Source organism: Lacihabitans lacunae, assembly GCF_042649125.1.
Lineage (GTDB): Bacteria > Bacteroidota > Bacteroidia > Cytophagales > Spirosomataceae > Leadbetterella > Leadbetterella lacunae.
On sequence record NZ_JBHRYQ010000001.1, the window covers coordinates 1,183,619 to 1,201,789 of the forward strand.

At 35.4% G+C, this 18,171-nt stretch carries 15 protein-coding genes and 1 tRNA gene; 9 read left to right on the forward strand and 7 right to left on the reverse strand.

All coding sequences use genetic code 11. The features are described 5' to 3' along the window. The first annotated feature begins 12 nt into the window (after positions 1-12). From ACFOOI_RS05045 to ACFOOI_RS05065, 5 genes are all read left to right on the forward strand, one after another. Positions 13-1,257, forward strand: a complete 1,245-nt coding sequence (locus ACFOOI_RS05045) for an ABC transporter permease (RefSeq protein ID WP_379835746.1) — start codon at positions 13-15, stop codon at positions 1,255-1,257. A 112-nt stretch (positions 1,258-1,369) separates the two neighbouring features. After that, positions 1,370-1,453: transfer RNA gene (locus tag ACFOOI_RS05050), tRNA-Leu, on the forward strand. Positions 1,454-1,874: 421 nt separating this feature from the next. Next, a complete protein-coding gene (locus tag ACFOOI_RS05055; RefSeq protein ID WP_379835748.1) occupies positions 1,875-4,631 on the forward strand; it encodes a TonB-dependent receptor in 2,757 nt (918 codons plus the stop codon). A 29-nt stretch (positions 4,632-4,660) separates the two neighbouring features. Beyond that, positions 4,661-5,980: a T9SS C-terminal target domain-containing protein gene (locus tag ACFOOI_RS05060; RefSeq protein ID WP_379835750.1), complete on the forward strand. Its 1,320-nt coding sequence runs from the start codon at positions 4,661-4,663 to the stop codon at positions 5,978-5,980. A gap of 124 nt (positions 5,981-6,104) precedes the next feature. Next, positions 6,105-7,403, forward strand: a complete 1,299-nt coding sequence (locus ACFOOI_RS05065; RefSeq protein ID WP_379835752.1) for a dicarboxylate/amino acid:cation symporter — start codon at positions 6,105-6,107, stop codon at positions 7,401-7,403. Here the strand turns inward: ACFOOI_RS05065 and ACFOOI_RS05070 are convergent. Then, positions 7,400-8,194, reverse strand: coding sequence for an MOSC domain-containing protein (locus tag ACFOOI_RS05070; RefSeq protein WP_379835754.1), 795 nt, complete (start codon positions 8,192-8,194; stop codon positions 7,400-7,402). The genes ACFOOI_RS05065 and ACFOOI_RS05070 overlap by 4 nt on opposite strands. Before the next feature lie 71 nt (positions 8,195-8,265). On the opposite strand from ACFOOI_RS05070, the gene ACFOOI_RS05075 reads away from it, so the two are divergent. Next, positions 8,266-8,598: a tRNA-binding protein gene (locus ACFOOI_RS05075; RefSeq protein ID WP_379835756.1), complete on the forward strand. Its 333-nt coding sequence runs from the start codon at positions 8,266-8,268 to the stop codon at positions 8,596-8,598. Positions 8,599-8,756: 158 nt separating this feature from the next. After that, positions 8,757-9,740, forward strand: coding sequence for a pyruvate dehydrogenase complex E1 component subunit beta (locus ACFOOI_RS05080; protein ID WP_379835758.1), 984 nt, complete (start codon positions 8,757-8,759; stop codon positions 9,738-9,740). Positions 9,741-9,814: 74 nt separating this feature from the next. Here ACFOOI_RS05080 and ACFOOI_RS05085 read toward each other — a convergent pair whose 3' ends face one another. Then, on the reverse strand, positions 9,815-10,438 hold the full coding sequence (locus ACFOOI_RS05085; RefSeq protein WP_379835760.1) for an inorganic pyrophosphatase: 624 nt from the start codon (positions 10,436-10,438) through the stop codon (positions 9,815-9,817). 295 nt (positions 10,439-10,733) lie between these two features. Between ACFOOI_RS05085 and ACFOOI_RS05090 the strand changes: the two genes are divergently transcribed. Both ACFOOI_RS05090 and ACFOOI_RS05095 read left to right on the forward strand, forming a co-directional pair. Next, complete coding sequence (locus ACFOOI_RS05090) at positions 10,734-11,081, forward strand: hypothetical protein (protein ID WP_379835762.1); 348 nt, start codon at positions 10,734-10,736, stop codon at positions 11,079-11,081. Between the two features lie 87 nt (positions 11,082-11,168). Beyond that, positions 11,169-11,597, forward strand: a complete 429-nt coding sequence (locus tag ACFOOI_RS05095) for a thioredoxin family protein (protein WP_379835764.1) — start codon at positions 11,169-11,171, stop codon at positions 11,595-11,597. A 63-nt stretch (positions 11,598-11,660) separates the two neighbouring features. Here ACFOOI_RS05095 and ACFOOI_RS05100 read toward each other — a convergent pair whose 3' ends face one another. The 5 genes from ACFOOI_RS05100 to ACFOOI_RS05120 form a co-directional block, all read right to left on the reverse strand. Then, on the reverse strand, positions 11,661-12,344 hold the full coding sequence (locus ACFOOI_RS05100) for a pseudouridine synthase (RefSeq protein WP_379835766.1): 684 nt from the start codon (positions 12,342-12,344) through the stop codon (positions 11,661-11,663). A 127-nt stretch (positions 12,345-12,471) separates the two neighbouring features. Beyond that, on the reverse strand, positions 12,472-13,116 hold the full coding sequence (locus tag ACFOOI_RS05105) for a hypothetical protein (RefSeq protein WP_379835768.1): 645 nt from the start codon (positions 13,114-13,116) through the stop codon (positions 12,472-12,474). A gap of 119 nt (positions 13,117-13,235) precedes the next feature. Next, positions 13,236-13,661: an ABA4-like family protein gene (locus ACFOOI_RS05110; RefSeq protein ID WP_379835770.1), complete on the reverse strand. Its 426-nt coding sequence runs from the start codon at positions 13,659-13,661 to the stop codon at positions 13,236-13,238. A gap of 98 nt (positions 13,662-13,759) precedes the next feature. Then, positions 13,760-14,392 carry a response regulator transcription factor gene (locus ACFOOI_RS05115; RefSeq protein WP_379835772.1) on the reverse strand — a complete coding sequence of 211 codons (633 nt, stop codon included), beginning with the start codon at positions 14,390-14,392 and terminating at the stop codon, positions 13,760-13,762. Positions 14,393-14,455: 63 nt separating this feature from the next. Then, positions 14,456-18,142, reverse strand: a complete 3,687-nt coding sequence (locus tag ACFOOI_RS05120) for a 7TM diverse intracellular signaling domain-containing protein (protein WP_379835774.1) — start codon at positions 18,140-18,142, stop codon at positions 14,456-14,458. Positions 18,143-18,171: the final 29 nt, after the last annotated feature.

Genomic DNA, 18,171 nt, shown 5'->3' on the forward strand with positions numbered 1-18,171 from the left:
TAAAGGAGAAACATGAATTTAAAAGAAAATATACTTGAAGGACTAAGGTCTATAAAATCAAATCTACTGAGAACTGTACTTACGGCCACCATTATCATGTTTGGTATAACTGCTTTGGTAGGAATACTGACGGCCATAGAAGGCATGCAAGGTTCTGTAAACAAAAGTTTTGAAGGCCTAGGGGCAAATTCCTTCGACATAAAAATAGAAGAACAAAATGGAAGACGAATGCGGGGTTTACAAGCCAAAAGACAAAACCCAATCTATTTTAGACAAGCCATTAAGTTTAAAGATAATTTCTCAGAAAAAAATAATGCGATTGTAAGTATTTACACCTATGCTTCGCAAAATGAAACTATAAAATTTGAATCGCAAAAATCTAACCCAAATATAGTAGTAACCGGAATTGACGAAAATTTTTTAGGGCTAAAAGGTTATAAACTATTAAATGGCCGAAACATTTCTAAAATAGATAGGAACTATTCAAATCGAGTAGTGATAATAGGAAATGAAGTGGCACAGAAGTTTTTCCCAAATTCGTCTCCAGAGGGAAACATATTAACCTTAATGGGAGAAAAATATAAAATTGTAGGCGTTTTAGACAAAAAAGGAAGTATTACAGGCGGTGGCGACGACCGAGTAGTTTTAATCCCTCTGGAATCGGCCAGAAATTACGACACGCAAGGAAGATTTTCTTATGAAATATCTACTTCGGTTCCAGACGCCACAGATCTAGAGTATATAATAGGAGAAGCTACCTCTATAATGAGGGGAGTTAGAGAAGACAAAGTGACAGATGATAATTCATTTAAAATTGAACGCTCTGATGCATTATTGAAAGACCTAGAAGAAGTTACAGGCTATTTGAGAATTGGAGGCTTCGGAATTTCTTTTGTTACATTATTGGGTGCGTCTATCGCATTAATGAATATCATGATGGTATCAGTAACAGAGCGAACCCGGGAAATAGGAGTTAGAAAAGCATTAGGGGCCTCTCCTACTAAAATCAGACTTCAGTTTTTGATTGAAGCCATTGTAATCTGTCTTTTAGGCGGAATTGCAGGAATCATTTTGGGAATTGGAGCTGGTAATGTAGTATCTTACTTTTTCTCAGACGGCAAGGGCTCTTTTGTTATTCCATGGAACTGGATAAGCTTAGGTTTTTCTGTCTGTGTGATTGTAGGCCTTTTTTCGGGATATTACCCTGCTTATAAGGCTTCAAAATTTGATCCGATAGAATCTTTGAGATATGAATAATAATTAATATTCTAGTATTCAATACTTTACTGAAAATATTAAAAAAAAGTAAAAAAAATGCTTGTAGCAAAGGCAATCTTATCATACTTTTGCACTCCCAACACGAAAGAACGCCCGGATGGCGGAATTGGTAGACGCGTTGGTCTCAAACACCAATGAGGTTACACTCGTGCCGGTTCGACTCCGGCTCCGGGTACAAAGAGTTCTCCTAACAGAGAGCTCTTTTTTTATGCCTAAAAATTAGATTTTGGGCAAAAAAAAAGGACTGGAATAAAATACTCCAGCCTTTCCCGCTACTAAATCCACACAACTTTTATCTTTGATGCCTTTTGAAAGGCGAATCTTCCTTATCGATTACAATACAAAAATACGGCTGATTTTTGAATTAATAAAATTTTTCGGAGAGTTTTTTTTAAAAAAAATTATTAACTCAATTTCTCTTACCTACTTTAAATTTCCTTATTGACTAATAATTAGACAATAGCATTAAAATGAAATCCTAAATGAAAGATTAAAAGTTTGAAACTTTCTTAAACCTAACCTTCAAATAATATTGACTTAACATTGGCTTAACATTGGGTTGGTAATTTTGCATCGAAATAAAAATAACCAATTTAATGAACAAGTTTAAAATTACTTTATTACTAATCTTAATAGGCCTTGCGAGTTATGCTCAATCAGGAGCAATCAAAGGAAATGTTAAAGAAAAAACTACAAACGAAGGAGCAATCGGTGCTACTGTAAAGATTTTTGGAACCACTACCGCTGTAATGACCGACATAGAAGGTAACTTCGAAATACCCCGTGTTGCGGCAGGAAGTTACAAAATTATTATTACAAGTATCGGATTTGCTGTAAAAGAAATAGAAAACGTTAGAGTTGAAGCTGACAAATCAACACTAATCAATGTAACATTAGAGGAAGACTCAAAAATGTTAGAAGGAGTTGTGATTAAAGCTCAAAGAATGACAGGAACTGAAGTTTCGGTTATTTCAGAAATCAAGCAAGTGCAAAACATTGCAGTGGGTGTTTCGTCGCAACAAATTACCAAAACACAAGACAGAGACGCATCTCAAGTAGTAAGAAGAGTACCTGGTGTTTCTATTTTTGACGATAGATTCATAATAATCAGAGGCCTTAATGAAAGATACAATACTGTATTGTTAAATGACATTATCACACCTTCTACAGAAGTAGATGTAAAATCTTTCTCTTTTGACCTAATTCCTAGTAGTGCTATAGACAGAATGATGGTGTACAAATCGCCTTCATCTGACCTTCCAGGAGATATAGCGGGTGGAGCAATCAAAATTTACACGAAAACTGTTCCAGACGGGAAAAATATCTCTGTAGGTTTTGGAGTAGGATATAGAGCCAACGCTACTGGAACTCAAACAAATGACTACTCTGGTAGCTCAATGGATGTATTAGGGTTTGGAGCTGGTTTCAGAAGTTTACCTTCTAATTTTCCCTCTACAAAAACTGTAATTAACAATGCAAGTTCAGACGGAGTTATCAATAGTTTTAAAAGCTTAAATGACTACTACCCTGCAACTGTGAAAACGGTTAATCCTGACTACAGAGGAAATATCAATTATTCAAACCGTTTTTATATTGGTTCAAAAGAGCTGACAAACATCAGTTACATAAACTATTCAAACACCAACACTTCATTTGAATCAGATCAGTTCCGTTACCTATATGATGGTTCTGTTCAAAACGATTTTCATGATGTTAGCTATTCAAACAATATCAGATTGGGAGCTATGTCAAACTGGGCATTGATTCTTAATCCGAAAAACAAAATAGAATTTAGAAATTTATTTAACCAAATAGCTTCTAAAGAAACAGTAGTAAGAAGAGGCAGACTTTACGAAAACAATCTTGAGACTTCGAATGAGTCATTTAGATATGAGCAAAAGAGTATCTTATCGAGTCAACTTGGCGGAACTCACGAGCTAACAGAAACCTCAAAACTTAAGTGGATTGCAGGATTAGGTTATACAGTAAGAAAAGAGCCTGATTACAGAAGATTTACATCATCAAGAGTATTGGGATCTAATGACCCTTTCAAAATGGACCTTCAGCAGTTTGAGTCTCCTACCCTTACACAAGCAGCGAGATTTTTCTCTAACATGGACGAATACGTTTTAACAGGTTCGGTTAACTACGAAAGAGCTTTCGGAAAAATAAACAAAGAAAAATCAGAGCTTAACAAAGTATTTAAAGTAGGAGCATATACAGAATATAAAGATAGGTATTTTGCAGCAAGATGGTTTGGAGTTGTAAACCCTAATAGAGTTACTAATGAAGTACTTAATCTTTCTCCAAGTAAGTTTTTTGATACTGCCAATTTAGCAGCCGACAAAGTGTACTACAGCGAAGGAACCAACACAGATGATAAATACGCAGCTCAAAACTTCTTAACTGCAGGTTATGTAAACTTTAACCTTCCATTTGGAGAGAAGTTTTTAGTAAACGTAGGTATCAGAGAAGAGTTTAACCGTCAGCAACTACAAAGCCAAGAGCGTGGTGGTGGAGCACCGGTAACTGTTGACAATCCTGTATTGAGCACATTGCCTTCATTAAACTCTTACTATAAGTTCAACAACAAAAATATAATCAGATTTGCGTTTGGTTCAACTGTAAATAGACCTGAATTTAGAGAACTTGCTCCATTTACATACTATGACTTCGTGTTTGATGTATCTAAAAGAGGTGAGAAAAATATCAAGACTGCCACTATTCAAAACTTAGATTTGAGATATGACTATTACCCTTCTGAAGGCGAAATAATCACTTTTGGAGCATTTTACAAAAGCTTTAAAAACCCTATAGAATCTTCAATATTTTATAACGGTAGTGCTTTAGCCTTTACTGTTGCTAATGCAAAATCAGCTTTCTCTACAGGTATTGAGTTTGAATTTAGAAAAGAAATCTCAAGAAGTTTAATGGCCATATTTAACGCTTCACTTATTAACTCAAGTGTAACCGTAAGTGGACTCTCTGACCAATCGAGATACTTACAAGGACAGTCGCCTTACTTAATTAATGCTGGTTTATTCTACAACCACAGCAAGTCGGGTATACAAGCAAACTTACTTTATAACACAGTTGGAAAGCGTATTTATGTAATCGGTGATAACGTATTGAGTTCAAATGTTTACGAAATGCCAAGACAAATTGTAGACATGAACGTTCAGAAGTCATTTGGTAAAATAGAATGCAAACTAGGTGTACAAGATATCTTAAATCAAGCATTTAGATTGATTCAAGATACAAACAGAGATAATAAGATCACAAGTGCAGACGGTATGTTCCAGACGTACAAAAGAGGATCAAATTATACAGCGTCAGTAATTTACAAATTTTAATATACTTTTTTTACTTAAACTAAATTTTTATGAAAACGCCTTTTAGGTTAATCGTACTACTTACCCTCTCTTTAGGAATTACTATTACAAGTTGCGACAGAACAACAACAACTGAAGATCCTACACCAGTTGGCACAAGTAAAACAATCAAAGGGTCAATTACAACCAATACTACTTGGAGAGCAATTGACAAAAATCTATTAGAAGGATTTGTATATGTAGAAGCTGGTGCAACTTTGACCATAGAGCCAGGTACAATTATTAAAGGTGACAAAGCGTCTAAAGCTACTCTTATTGTGAAGCCAGGTGCTAAAATTATCGCTGAAGGAACTGTGGACAAGCCTATCGTATTTACTTCAAACCAACCAAAAGGTTCAAGAAATTACGGTGACTGGGGTGGTGTAGTTATACTTGGTAAAGCACCGGTAAACAAAACTCCCGCTACAGTAGAAGGAGAAAATGTTTCTACTTTTGGAGGAACTGACGTAAACGATAATTCAGGAATTTTGAAATATGTAAGAATTGAATTTGGTGGAATTGCATTTGAAACTGACAAAGAAATTAACGGTTTGACACTTGGTGGAGTTGGTGCTGGTACCCAAATTGATTACGTACAAGTTTCATACAGTGGAGATGACTCTTACGAGTGGTTTGGTGGTACAGTAAATATGAAACACCTAATTGCTTACAAAGGTCTTGACGATGATTTTGATACAGACTGGGGATATGCTGGAAACGTTCAATATGGATACGCTTTAAGAGACCCTAAAGTTGCCGATCAGTGTTCGTGCTCTGATTCAAACGGTTTCGAATCAGATAACGACGGAACTGGATCTGACGCTACGCCTCAAACATCAGCTAAGTTCGCAAACATTTCAATCATAATCGGAAATGGTACGCCAGATGCTAAATATAGATCAGGTTTTAGATTAAGAAGAAATTCTGCACTTTCAGCTTATAACTCTTTAGTTGTAGGAGCTTATCCAAAAGGTGGTTTTGAACTAGGTGATGCTGCTACTCAAGCAAACTTTGTAAGTGGAAAAAGTGAATTTAAAGGTTTAATTTTCGCAGGTATGTCAAAAGGAATAGTAGCTGGAGATGAAGCTAAACTTAATGACGTATCAAGAAAAAATAAATTTGGAGTTGACCCAAGTACATTAGGATTAAACTCTGTTTATAATGGAATCACTGGAAAGCCTGGTTTACTTCCTGCCACAGGTTCTATTTTATTGACAAGCGGGGCTACTCTTCCTTCTGGTTTAGAAAACACTGCTTATGTAGGTGCATTCAGCTCTACTGACTGGACAGACAAATGGGCAAATTTTGACCCTCAAAACACAGAATATTAAGATTTTGAATTTCAAGTAAAAACTTGATTCATATTGGTTAAATCACATAAAAACCGAAGCGATGCTTCGGTTTTTTGTTTTTTTATTGTTTCTTTACTAAATCCATTAAAACAAATGTATTTTTATGAAGATAGCCCTACACTGGAAAATATTGATCGGATTAGTACTTGGATTACTTTTTGGTTTTTTAATGAAATCACTCAATGCCCAAGTTTTCGTAGTTGATTGGATAAAACCCTTTGGTACTATTTTCATAAACTTACTCAAAATGATTGCGGTACCACTGATTGTGGTTTCACTCATTACTGGCCTTGCAGACCTTCAAGACATTTCCAAACTGTCTAAACTTGGCGGAAGGACAGTAGCTCTTTATCTTTTCACCACATTTATGGCTGTCTCCACAGGTTTAATTTTAGCCAATATCATTAGTCCAGGAAAATACATTAAAGAAGAATCGAGAATAGCTTTATTAGAAAATTTCGCTGGTGAAGCTAGTCAAAAAATTCAAATAGCGGAATCACAAAAAAACCTTGGTCCGCTACAACCACTATTAGATTTAGTACCCGACAATATATTTGGAGCCCTATCAAACAATGGCTCTATGCTGCAAGTAATATTATTTGTAATCTTGATAGGTATTGGGCTGATTTTGATAGAACCACACAAAGCAAAACCGGTGGTAGATTTCTTTAAAGGAATGAATGATGTAATACTTAAAATCATTGACCTAATAATGCTTATGGCCCCTATTGGAGTATTCGCACTCATGGCGGCTTTGATAGTGGAAATACCAGACTTTACAGTTTTGCAAGCCCTTTTAGTTTATGCTTTTACAGTAGTATTGGGCCTAGGCTTAATGACATTAGTGGTATACCCTACTTTGTTAAAAATATTTACAAAAATCTCTATCAAAAACTTTTTCAAAGCTTTATCTCCAGCACAAATACTTGCCTTTTCAACTAGTTCAAGTGCAGCCACTTTGCCCGTAACCATGGAACGCGTTATAGAGCACGTGGGGGTTGAAGAAGAAGTAGCAAGTTTTGTTTTGCCTTTAGGAGCAACTGTTAATATGGATGGCACCAGCCTTTACCAAGCGGTGGCAGCTATTTTTATAGCCCAAGCTTTTTCAATGGATCTCAGTTTTGGTCAGCAAGCCATGATCGTACTTACAGCCACTATGGCGTCTATAGGTACCGCAGCTGTGCCAAGTGCAGGCATGGTGATGCTAGTTATTATATTAGGACAAGCCGGTATTCCTGAAGCAGGCTTAGCGTTAATATTTGCTATTGACAGACCATTAGATATGTTTAGGACTATTACCAATGTAACTTCTGATGCTACTGTGGCTACTATAGTCGCAAATTCGGTTGGAAAGCTACACGACCCAAAACCCGTAGATTGGGATGAAAGCTATAAGCATTAAGCTATCACTATTTCGTCCCCAATTTTGATTAATCCGGTTTTGTGGACCACCACATTTTGACCAAATAAAATCTTGTTGCCTACTTTTCTATAAGTTGAAAGCGTTTTAAGCGGCTCAGCTGTTTTTACTAAATCATCTGGATTTATAGTAGTAACGATACACCTGGCACACGGTTTTACTCCATATAGTTCTACCGAACCAATAGAAAAACCTTTTAGATCATCTTCAAAGTGCGGAGTTTGTTCATCAATGACGATATTTGGCCTAAAACGCTCCATGACCATAGTTTCGGGACAATGCTCATTTAGTTTATTTAAGCTTCCTTGACTTATTATCAATATCGGATAGCCATCAGAAAGGCTCGTTTCTTCGGTTTGGTTAACTGCATATTTAAAATCAATTGGACGAATAGATACTTCAGGTTGAAAAAAAAGCCTAACCTCCATACCTGTTTCTTTACTAAACCAATCATTAAAAAATGCCCCCATATTTAAAGCATTGATTTCATCATTCCAAATTTTGATTATTTCAGAATCGCTAACTGTTGGAGATTTCGGAATTTCAATTTCGTTGTTAGTCTTTTTATTTTTAACCAAAAAACTAGTTTCTAATTCTTTGACTAAAAAGTTACCTAAAACTGGCACTGTTCTTTGAGAAAGAAAGACATTATCAGGCCCTACCAAAGTCCACCTTCTATCAAAAGCTAAGCCTTTCATACCTACCTCTGCACTATTTTTCGAAATTCCCCCTAAAGATTTAATAGGATAAATAAATAAATTAGTAATTTTCATTTCGGATTTTAACTCTTGGTTTTAGAGATTTTGATAGTGAAAGTAATTCGGTAAATATAAATATTAAAAATATGATAAACTGGGAAGATTTCGAAAAAATTGACATGCGAGTGGGCACCATTCAAAAGGCGGAGGTTTTTGAAAAAGCGAGAAAACCCGCTTATAAACTATGGATTGATTTTGGAAATGAAATAGGCGTAAAAAAAACGTCCGCCCAAATAACCAACCTTTATTCTCCCGAAGAATTAATAAACAAACAGATTATTGCAGTTGTTAATTTTCCTCCAAAACAAATTGCGGATTTTATGAGCGAGTGCCTTGTGATGGGAGTTTATAACAAAAATGGAGACGTAATTTTGATAAATCCCAACCTGCCGACAGAAAATGGAAACAAAATTGGGTAGAAAACTCGCCCATTTACTTAAATATTGATATATTAACCAATAAAAGCACCTACATACCATTTTAGGTTAAAAATAGATTTCGCAAATTAAGATTCTGATGCTATTTTTGTGGGGATTTTGAATTATATAAAAATTAAAAAAGATATAAGCCAATAATAATGAGAGAAATTCAATTTAGAGATGCTGTAAAAGAAGCCATGTCGGAAGAAATGCGTCGTGATGAGACAATATTTTTGATGGGCGAAGAAGTGGCAGAGTATAATGGTGCTTACAAAGCCAGCCAAGGAATGTTGGATGAGTTTGGACCAAAAAGAGTTATTGACACCCCAATCGCAGAATTAGGTTTTGCAGGTATTGGTGTTGGTGCAGCTATAAACGGCTGTAGACCAATTATTGAATTTATGACTTTCAATTTCTCATTAGTAGCTATTGACCAAATCATAAACAGTGCAGCCAAAATAATGGCAATGTCTGCAGGACAATACTCATGTCCGATAGTATTTAGAGGACCGACTGGTAATGCTGGTCAATTAGGTGCTCAGCACTCACAAAACTTCGAAAACTGGTTTGCTAACACACCTGGACTTAAAGTGGTGGTTCCATCTAGTCCATACGAGTGTAAAGGTTTATTGAAATCTTCGATTCGTGACAATGACCCTGTGATCTTTATGGAGTCTGAGCAAATGTATGGCGACAAAGGTATGGTTCCAGATGGTGAGTACATTATTCCGTTGGGACAAGCCAATGTAATACAAGAAGGAACGGATGTTACGATAGTTTCTTTCGGAAAAATGATTCCAAGAGTGGTATTGCCTGCTATTGAAGAATTGACTAAGCAAGGAATAAGCGTTGAGCTAATCGACCTTAGAACCGTTAGACCGATCGATTACAAAACTGTAGTGGAGTCTGTAAAGAAAACCAACAGATGTGTGGTAGTAGAGGAAGCATGGCCACTAGCCGCTATTTCTTCTGAAATTACATATCACCTCCAAAGAAATGCATTTGACTATTTAGATGCACCTGTTATTCGTGTAAACAACATGGATATACCATTGCACTATGCTCCTTCACTAATTGAAGTTACTTTGCCAAGTGTGGCTCGTACTATCAGTGCAGTAAAGGAAGTGATGTACAAAAAATAATAGATACAATAAGATCTGTGTAATAAAAAAGGAGCCCAAAAGCTCCTTTTTTTTATATCTAATATCTTAATTTATTAACCTTTCTTTGGGCTAAAAATCAAATCTTTGTAATCATCCATTGATTTTTTGATAACTACTTTTGCCATTTCTTTACCATACTCGTAGGCAATCTCACAGTGCTGAGGTTCACCGGGTAGGTTTTTGTAAGTCAAAAAGTAATGCTTCAGTCTTTCTACAACTGCCTCTGGCATTTCCGAAATATCATTAAACTTACCATAGATTTGGTCTCCTAACAATACCGCGATGATTTTATCATCAGCTTCGCCTTTGTCGATAAAGCAAAAACCTCCTATTGGTCTGGCTTGAAGTAAAATATCACCATGAGAAATATGATGGCTTGAAAGCACACAAATATCTAAAGGATCGCCGTCTCCACACTCAACTTTATCAGCACCGTTTTCTCTTGCAAATGTTGCCACAGATTCACCGCAGTACGTTTGTGGAATAAACCCATAAAGAGAAGGGATAATGTTAGAATATTTTTGTGGTCTATCTATTTTAAGAAAACCTGAATCTTTGTCTATTTCATATTTTATTGTGTCAGAAGGCACAATTTCAATGAAAGTGGTAATGATATCTGGGGCATCCTCTCCAACTGGAATTCCATGCCAAGGGTGTGCTTTATAAACTGGTTTCATTCTATATTTTTATTTCGAGTGGCAAATATAATGGTAGAAATGTTAAGTTGACATTTTCACAATAATTCATAGTTCTTATTCTAATTTTGTATTGGTATACTTATGTTTTTTATTCTAATTATTAAATTATTTTTTAAGTAATTCTCAATAAATCTTTACAATATTTTTAAACTAAAAGACCAAAACGTGTGTTACGAGCATGATTGAAAAAAAAATATTCAGTTTTATTACAATTTTAATATCTTTCGCACGATTTTAGTAATACCAATAAACGAAAGACAAAACACTTAATAACATGAGCAAACCAAAGGTTATAAAAGACTACGAAAAACTTACTGAAGAACTTCAAGAAAGAATAAAATTATTTTATCCAAACGGCTTTGCAGATAATCTTATAAGATTTACTGACAAAGACGGAAAATATGTAAGTGCTTTGCCTTTTGAAGATGAGGATAAATATTATCTTTTGAGAATGACCAACGCTCAGGCTGATAAAATAATCAAAGATGATACTGACTATGACGACGATGGCAACTTGAGAGACGAAATTAAAGACGACTACGAAGACAAATACAACGACCTAGATAGTATGCATATAGGCGGAGACAAAAAAGATGACGACGATGATGAGGACTACGATTAATGTTAATTAAACGTTAAGCAAGCTTCTGAATTTAGTTTTTAACAGTTTAGAACGTTAGAATTAGAATTACAAACAATAAATAAATAGATGAAAAAATTTCTTTTTTTGTTCCTTCTTGGACTTTCTTTTATTTCCAAAGGACAACAAACAGGTATAGAGTTTGAACATACGTCTTGGAATCAGATTATTCAAAAAGCAAAGGCAGAGAAAAAATTAATATTCATGGATGCATATACAAGCTGGTGTGGGCCTTGCAAGTCTATGACGGCAAGAGTTTTCCCTGACCCTAAAGTTGGTGAGTTTTTTAACGCCAATTTTGTAAATGCCAAAATAGACATGGAACAAGGCGAAGGTCCGGCTCTCGGCTCAAAATACCCAGTGAGAGGATACCCGACATTGATGTTTATTGACCCAAATACTGGTAAAATTGTAAACCAAGCCTTGGGATACCGAACAGCGGAGCAATTGCTACAGATTGGTGAGCAAACTGCCAAGAAGAAATCTTCTTCGATATAAAATATCAGAACCTAGGAATACGTAAGAGTAGGTTGAATTACATCAACCTACTTTTTTTTGTTCTTAGTGTTCAAAAATATCTTTCTTTTTAATAAACCTCCACGCTCCCACTTGTAAATTATCAATAGAAACACCACCCATTCTTATTCGTTTCAAAACCTTCACTTCATAACCTAGCTTATAGCACATTCGCCTTATTTGGCGATTCAAGCCTTGAACCAGTATTATTTTAAACCAAAAATCACTTTCAATATGCACTTTACAAGGCAATGTTTTTTTACCCATAATGGTAATGCCATTTTGCATATTTTCCACAAAATCTGAATCAATACACTTATCAACTTTAACTAAATATTCTTTCTCAGTTTTAAATTCCTTTCGAAGGGTTTTATCATATAGCCTACCATCGTCTGTGAGTAGCATTAGTCCCTCTGAAGCCTTGTCGAGCCTTCCTACTGGGAAGATGCCTTCGAAAGGCAACAAGCTTTTTAAACTATCGGCAATGTCCTCATTGAGTGTAGTTTCTATTCCCGCAGGTTTATAAAAAGCGATATATTTAAATTCTTTTGATGCCTGAATAATAGTATTATCAAGCATAACTTCGTCTTCGGGCTCAATCGCCACATTTGCCGAGGTCACTTTCCCATTGACTTTAATTCTTTTGGCTATCAAAAGCTCCATCACTTCCTTATTAGAAATGCCTAGTTTTTTAACTAAAAAATGGGGTAATTTATTCCTAAAGCTCAAACCAAAATATGTTTACAAAATTCAAATATTACGAAACAGCAAATGTTGAAAACGCAGTTTTTCTATTAATCAAATGCAAAATTAGAGAATTATCAACCAATAACTAACCAAGACTTTTTTGTAATGATTAAGCCAAAAATGGCGTACCCGAAAGTGCCTGAAGCAATGTAAAGCTAATAAAAGCAAAGTATGCGATTGCAAATAGCCAAACCCATAATTTTGCTGAACTAATGCCTTTTTTACTAATCAAATACCCGAAAAGGGGAATTATCTGTAATGAGTGGATTCCAAAAAAATGAGCCACTCTGATATCTCCATACAAAACACTCCAATTGACAACAGGTAGCCCCTTCTCTCCTATTTGACCGCCCACTTGATGCGAGTTAATCACACTCATATAGCCACCCAAAAAGCTAAATATCACAAAAAATACAAGACCCAACTGAATAGAAAGAGAAAAAGAAGAAGAAATATCGTATTTTTTTTGAGCAATAAACCTTACGGCCAAAACCAAAGTTGCAGTGGTAAGCCATACTATCATGATTCCCATAATGCTATAGAGGATACCTCCCACAAGCTCAGTTTGGTTAAAATGCGACAACTTGCCTCGGAATGCCTGAACTGAAATAACCGCGTTTTCGTATAGCATCACCACCATGGCCAAGTACGTATAGCTTCTCACTTTTTTTTGATATTCAACAAAAGAAAGTAGATACGCCATGCTCCAAGCATATATCCAAGTACTGAGGGCAAACTTTAGAGGTTTTATCATGGAGTTTATCCCTAAAACCTCTTGAGAATTAAATGGTATGTAGAATATCAAAAGTAATGAAAACGCTAAAAATACAGTACCTAAATTGGCGAATAGTCGATTTTTAACATAAATGACTCTTAGAAATTCCAGGTTTTCGTCTTTATGGTTTTAACAATAAGGAAAATCAAATAACCCATTGGCCCGAACATAAAAGTAAACGGCAAAGCCAAACTATACAACCACCTTGAAATACCTAACGCTTTGCTTTTTCTGACGATATAAGCCCCCACAAACAGGTCGAAAGCCAAATAATGAATCCAACCAAGAGCCACGGCTTGGTCTTCGCTAAAAAGCCTCTTTACGTTTTCTAGTGTACTGAAACTATCTAAGCTAAAACTTCCGAGCCCACTAATGAGCACAAATGCATAAATGATAGATAAAACAAATACCACTCCACCTAGCACTATGGTTTGTGTATGTTTCCAATTTGGAATGGCCAATAACAATATCCAGCCGATTAAGACGAAAGAATTTCCGAAGGAGAAAATAGCAGAAGGATTCATATAAAAAGGGTTTAGTTTAAAGGTTAATTTCTTACATAAAAGTAAGCATAAGCCTATGATATAAAAAACCCGAATCGGTGAGTGGACGAATACTGCCGTTAAACTAGTCCATTTTGTAAGGCAAGCCTAATGGCTTCATTTGCAGAGTTTACGTGAAGTTTCTTGTATATATTTTTGAGGTGGAAGTTAACAGTCGGAAAACTAACCGAAAGCTCGGCAGCTATTAGTTTATAGCTGTAGCCTTTTACCAATAAGTCCAATACTTTTTTTTCGCTTGGCGTTAATTCCACAAAATCTTTGATTGCCACATTTTGATTTTGAAACATCTGCAGTACTTTCCGAGCTATCCCTGGCGACATAGGCGAACCTCCCTGAAAAGTATCTACTATGGCATTTATGTATTTTTCGGGAGAAGATGCTTTTAATATATAACCATTTGCTCCAGCACAAATAGCCGCAAAAATCCGCTCGTTGTCTTCAAAAACTGTTTGAATGCAAATTTCAACCAAAGGGTATTTTTGTTTAATCAGAATCACAGCTTCTATTCCCGAAATTCCGGGCATTTGAATATCCATCAAAACCACATTGGGTTTATCTTTTCTTACGTCTTCTAAAATGTTATTGGCGTTCGAATATGCATTTACAAATAGCAAATCCTCGGCAGACTTTACGGTATCCACCAAAAGCTCCCTGATATCTGCCACATCTTCATAAATACTTACTCGAATCATCTTTTCTTTTTTTACAAATCTCAGTTAAAATTAAGAAACCGCTACCTACTAATATTAATAGGTTTACCATTTAAGTGTTATTTCTGTGCCTTTTTCAGTTTCCAAAATAAAATCAGCCTGAATTTTAGCAGCCCTGTCTTTTATGTTTCGAATACCGTTGCCATCTTCTTCTGGGGTTGTCATAAACCCAATGCCATCGTCTTTTAGACTTATTATTAGCTTTCCATCTTTCTTGTGGGCAAATAAAACTACGGTATTGGCTTCTGAATACTTCGCAGCATTGTTCATGGCTTCCTTAAAAATCAAAAATATATCTCGTCTAAACTGGGGTGGAATTTTATTCGCATTAAAATCATCGGAGACTTCCGCTCTAAAATCAATGTTTTTTATTTCAAAAATCTCTCTCCCAAAAGCCACAACCCGCTCAAACCATGCATTGTCTTCATCGTTTTTAGGATTAATATCATACACGGCTTCTCTAACTTTAGAAAGTATATCGCGAGCCCTTAGTGCAACCACATCAAACCTTTCTATTAAATCTTCTTTGGTGTTTTTTCGCTTACTTAGTTCCGAATACATCGTCAAACTACTTAGGGAAGCCGCCAAATCGTCATGTAAGTTACTTGAAATCTCATTTCTCAACTTTTGTTGTCTTTCTTTCTCCAAATAATTCACCCTAAACTTATAGCCCAATGCAAGCGAGAAAAATACGATTTCCAACATGGAACCTACCATTATAATGTATTCTTGATAGTTTGAACCAATAATACCTGTATTTTGAATACTGACAATAAAAGTTGAAAGTGTTAAAAAAGAAATGGATATCAAATAAATGAGAAAGAGTTGGGAGCGATTTTTTAAATAGGCTAAAAGAATAAAAACAAAACAAAGAGTAAACAAAAAACCAGTAAAAATAGCCACATAATTAAGCAAAAAGTGCATATAAAACAAAGAGACTAATACGAAAAAAGTGCACCAAATCACCAAGCCGAGTTTAATCCGTTTCCAAGCTTTTTTCCATGCATTTGTGAAATCTAAAAAGCGGTCTGTGAAGAATAAAAGGAAAATATTTGAAACAAACAAAAACACTAAAAAGGCCCGCTCGTTAAATGCATTATTTGACCAAAAATACTCGTACCCAAACCCATAAACGGTAGTTTGGAATAAACCGAAAAACAGAATATACAGCGAATAATACAAATACATGATGTCTTTTATGGTAGTCCATAAAAAGATATTAAAAAGGCTTATTAATATCACAAAACCAAAATAAATCCCCCAAATGAGTTTTCGGTCACTCAGGTGTTTGATTAAGACAGATTCTTCCCAGAGAGAAATAGGCACTTTAAGGTCGCGGCTGGTGCTGGCACGCATATAAAGATCATAATCTTGATTTTCTATTAAGTCTAATTTAAAAACTGGATTGGCATTCCTTATCTCAGAAATACTCAATGGAAGCCCGTCGCCCGATTTCTTGTGCCACACAAGTTGATTCCTTTCGTATAGCCACAGGTCTAAGTCTTTTATCCGCGGATTTTCAACCTCCAAATACCATTTCCCGTTTGATAGATTCCTAAGCGGAACTCTCACCCAAATTGCATTTTCGCCGTATCCAAAATTGGGAACATTGCCATTAAATGACCTAAACTTGGCATTAAACTTTTCATTCCGCTTTTCAGGCTTTTTGTATTCATCTTTCAGTTTTTCCTCAAATGCATACTGAACCTTTGGTCTAAAAGTTAAATCATTACTCCTAATGGTATTTGATACAGAGTTTGCTAATGTGTAAATTTGATTGGGCACAAAGTAGTTCAAGCCGTTTATTCCGCCAAAAAACAATCTCCCCTCGTGATCTCTCCACGAACTATAACCGTTAAACTCAAGACCTTGCAAACCGTCGTTTAAATTAAACGGAAATACATTGCCACTCTTTGGTTCATATTTTACGATTCCCTTATTCGTGCTCATCCATACGTTGTGCTCTTTGTCTAGTTCTAAAGCATAAATAAAGTTATTCGGCAGGCCGTCTTCATTGTCAATCCAAGTATAAGAAAAATCTATAATATTTAACCTCACCAAACCTCTAGAAGTGCCAATCCACAATAAATCGCCTTGTTTTTGACTCGAAATGGGAATAGCATTAGGAAAAACTAACTTAGACTTAAAGGTTTTAAAACCATCATTTGAGGATAAAACTTGTAAGCCTTCGTTATATACCCCAACCAACATTTTATTTTCAGATAAAAAACGAATCATTGATATCCTTTTACCCGGAAGAATGACTTTCGAAGAAAAAGATTTAGTTTTTTTATCGACTTCAAAAACTCCATCTTCAGTACCTACATATATTTTTTTATTGAGCTCCGAAATAACCCGAATGAAGTTTCCTAAGGCTTGTTGTTTTGATACTTTATTTATGACTTTTTCAAACTTAGCACCATTCAATATTGCGAGACCTTCGGTGGTTCCTACCCAGAGTTTTTGCTCCGAATCATTAAATAAAAACCGTATGGTATTTGACGGCAATTCTCCGCTATAAAACCCTTGTTTAACATCAAAAGTGTTGGCGTCTAGCCTCCAAAGGCCTGTTTGCTGCGTACCTAGCCATAACTCATTTTTGATCGAATCTCCAATAATACACCGAATAGAAGAATTTATCATATCGGCACTAAAGTCATTGGATTGGTTTAGTTTAAAATAACCGAAATTTTCAGGCAATACCTGTATTTTATCAATGCCATAAGGATCCACGTTGGCCCAAATAATATCGTTATTGTCTATATAAATTTGACTGACCTCATTTACGGTAATAGTATGTGTAGAAAAATTATTAGTTTTCGAAATTTGGTTAAAAGACTGGTCTGTTGGGTTGAAAATCAGGATACCGTTTTTCTCTGTTGCAAGCCACACTTGGCCTTTTGAGTCCACATCAATGTCATAAATAAGGCCTATTTTTTTATTTTTATTAAAAAACGCCCATTCTTTTATCTCTCCCGAACTTGGATTTAAAAGAATCAACTTGTCAATACTTGCCAGCCAAATTTTATTATTAACACTCAGTACTTTTATGATTTCAATTGGTTTTCCGGCTATATTATTAGGCTGATTAGAAAAAAAATACCTAAGCTTTTTTGTTTTTAAATTATACTGAATTAGAAATGCATTGTTGTGTATCCAAATATTGTCGTTTTTGTCTATTTGGGTTGAGTTAATGTTGCTAAAATAATTGGTTTTTAAACCGTCAAAAGAAAGAATTATTCGTTGGGTATTTTTTAAAACATCGTAAGAAACCAAACCCACACCGCCTATCCAAACCAACAAGCTATCACCTGCTAATTTCAACGGAAAAACCTCCGACTTAATGACGCGACTTTTTTTGTCTCTAAAAAATATTTTATGGAAAGTTTCGCTGCTGTAATCGTATTTATTTAGACAAGTTTCAGTCCCTATCCACAGCGTCTCATTTTTATCCGAATAAATTTTCTTTATCTCAATGCCCCCAATATGTCCTTTTTTGTTTTTTGATGGCCTAAAGACCTTCATCGTTTGACCATTCCATCGGTTAAGTCCGTCTTGTGTGCCAAACCACATAAAACCTTTGGCATCGCTGTGCATCGCATAAACCGAACCTTGAGAAAGTCCATTTTCGGTGCCAATATGGGTGATACGGTACTTTAAATTTTGAGCATTAGTGGTGAAACTAGTGTAAAAGACCAGTAAAAAAAGTACGTAGGTGTGTCGTGTTTTCATTCTTAATTTACTTTCAAAGTGACACTTTG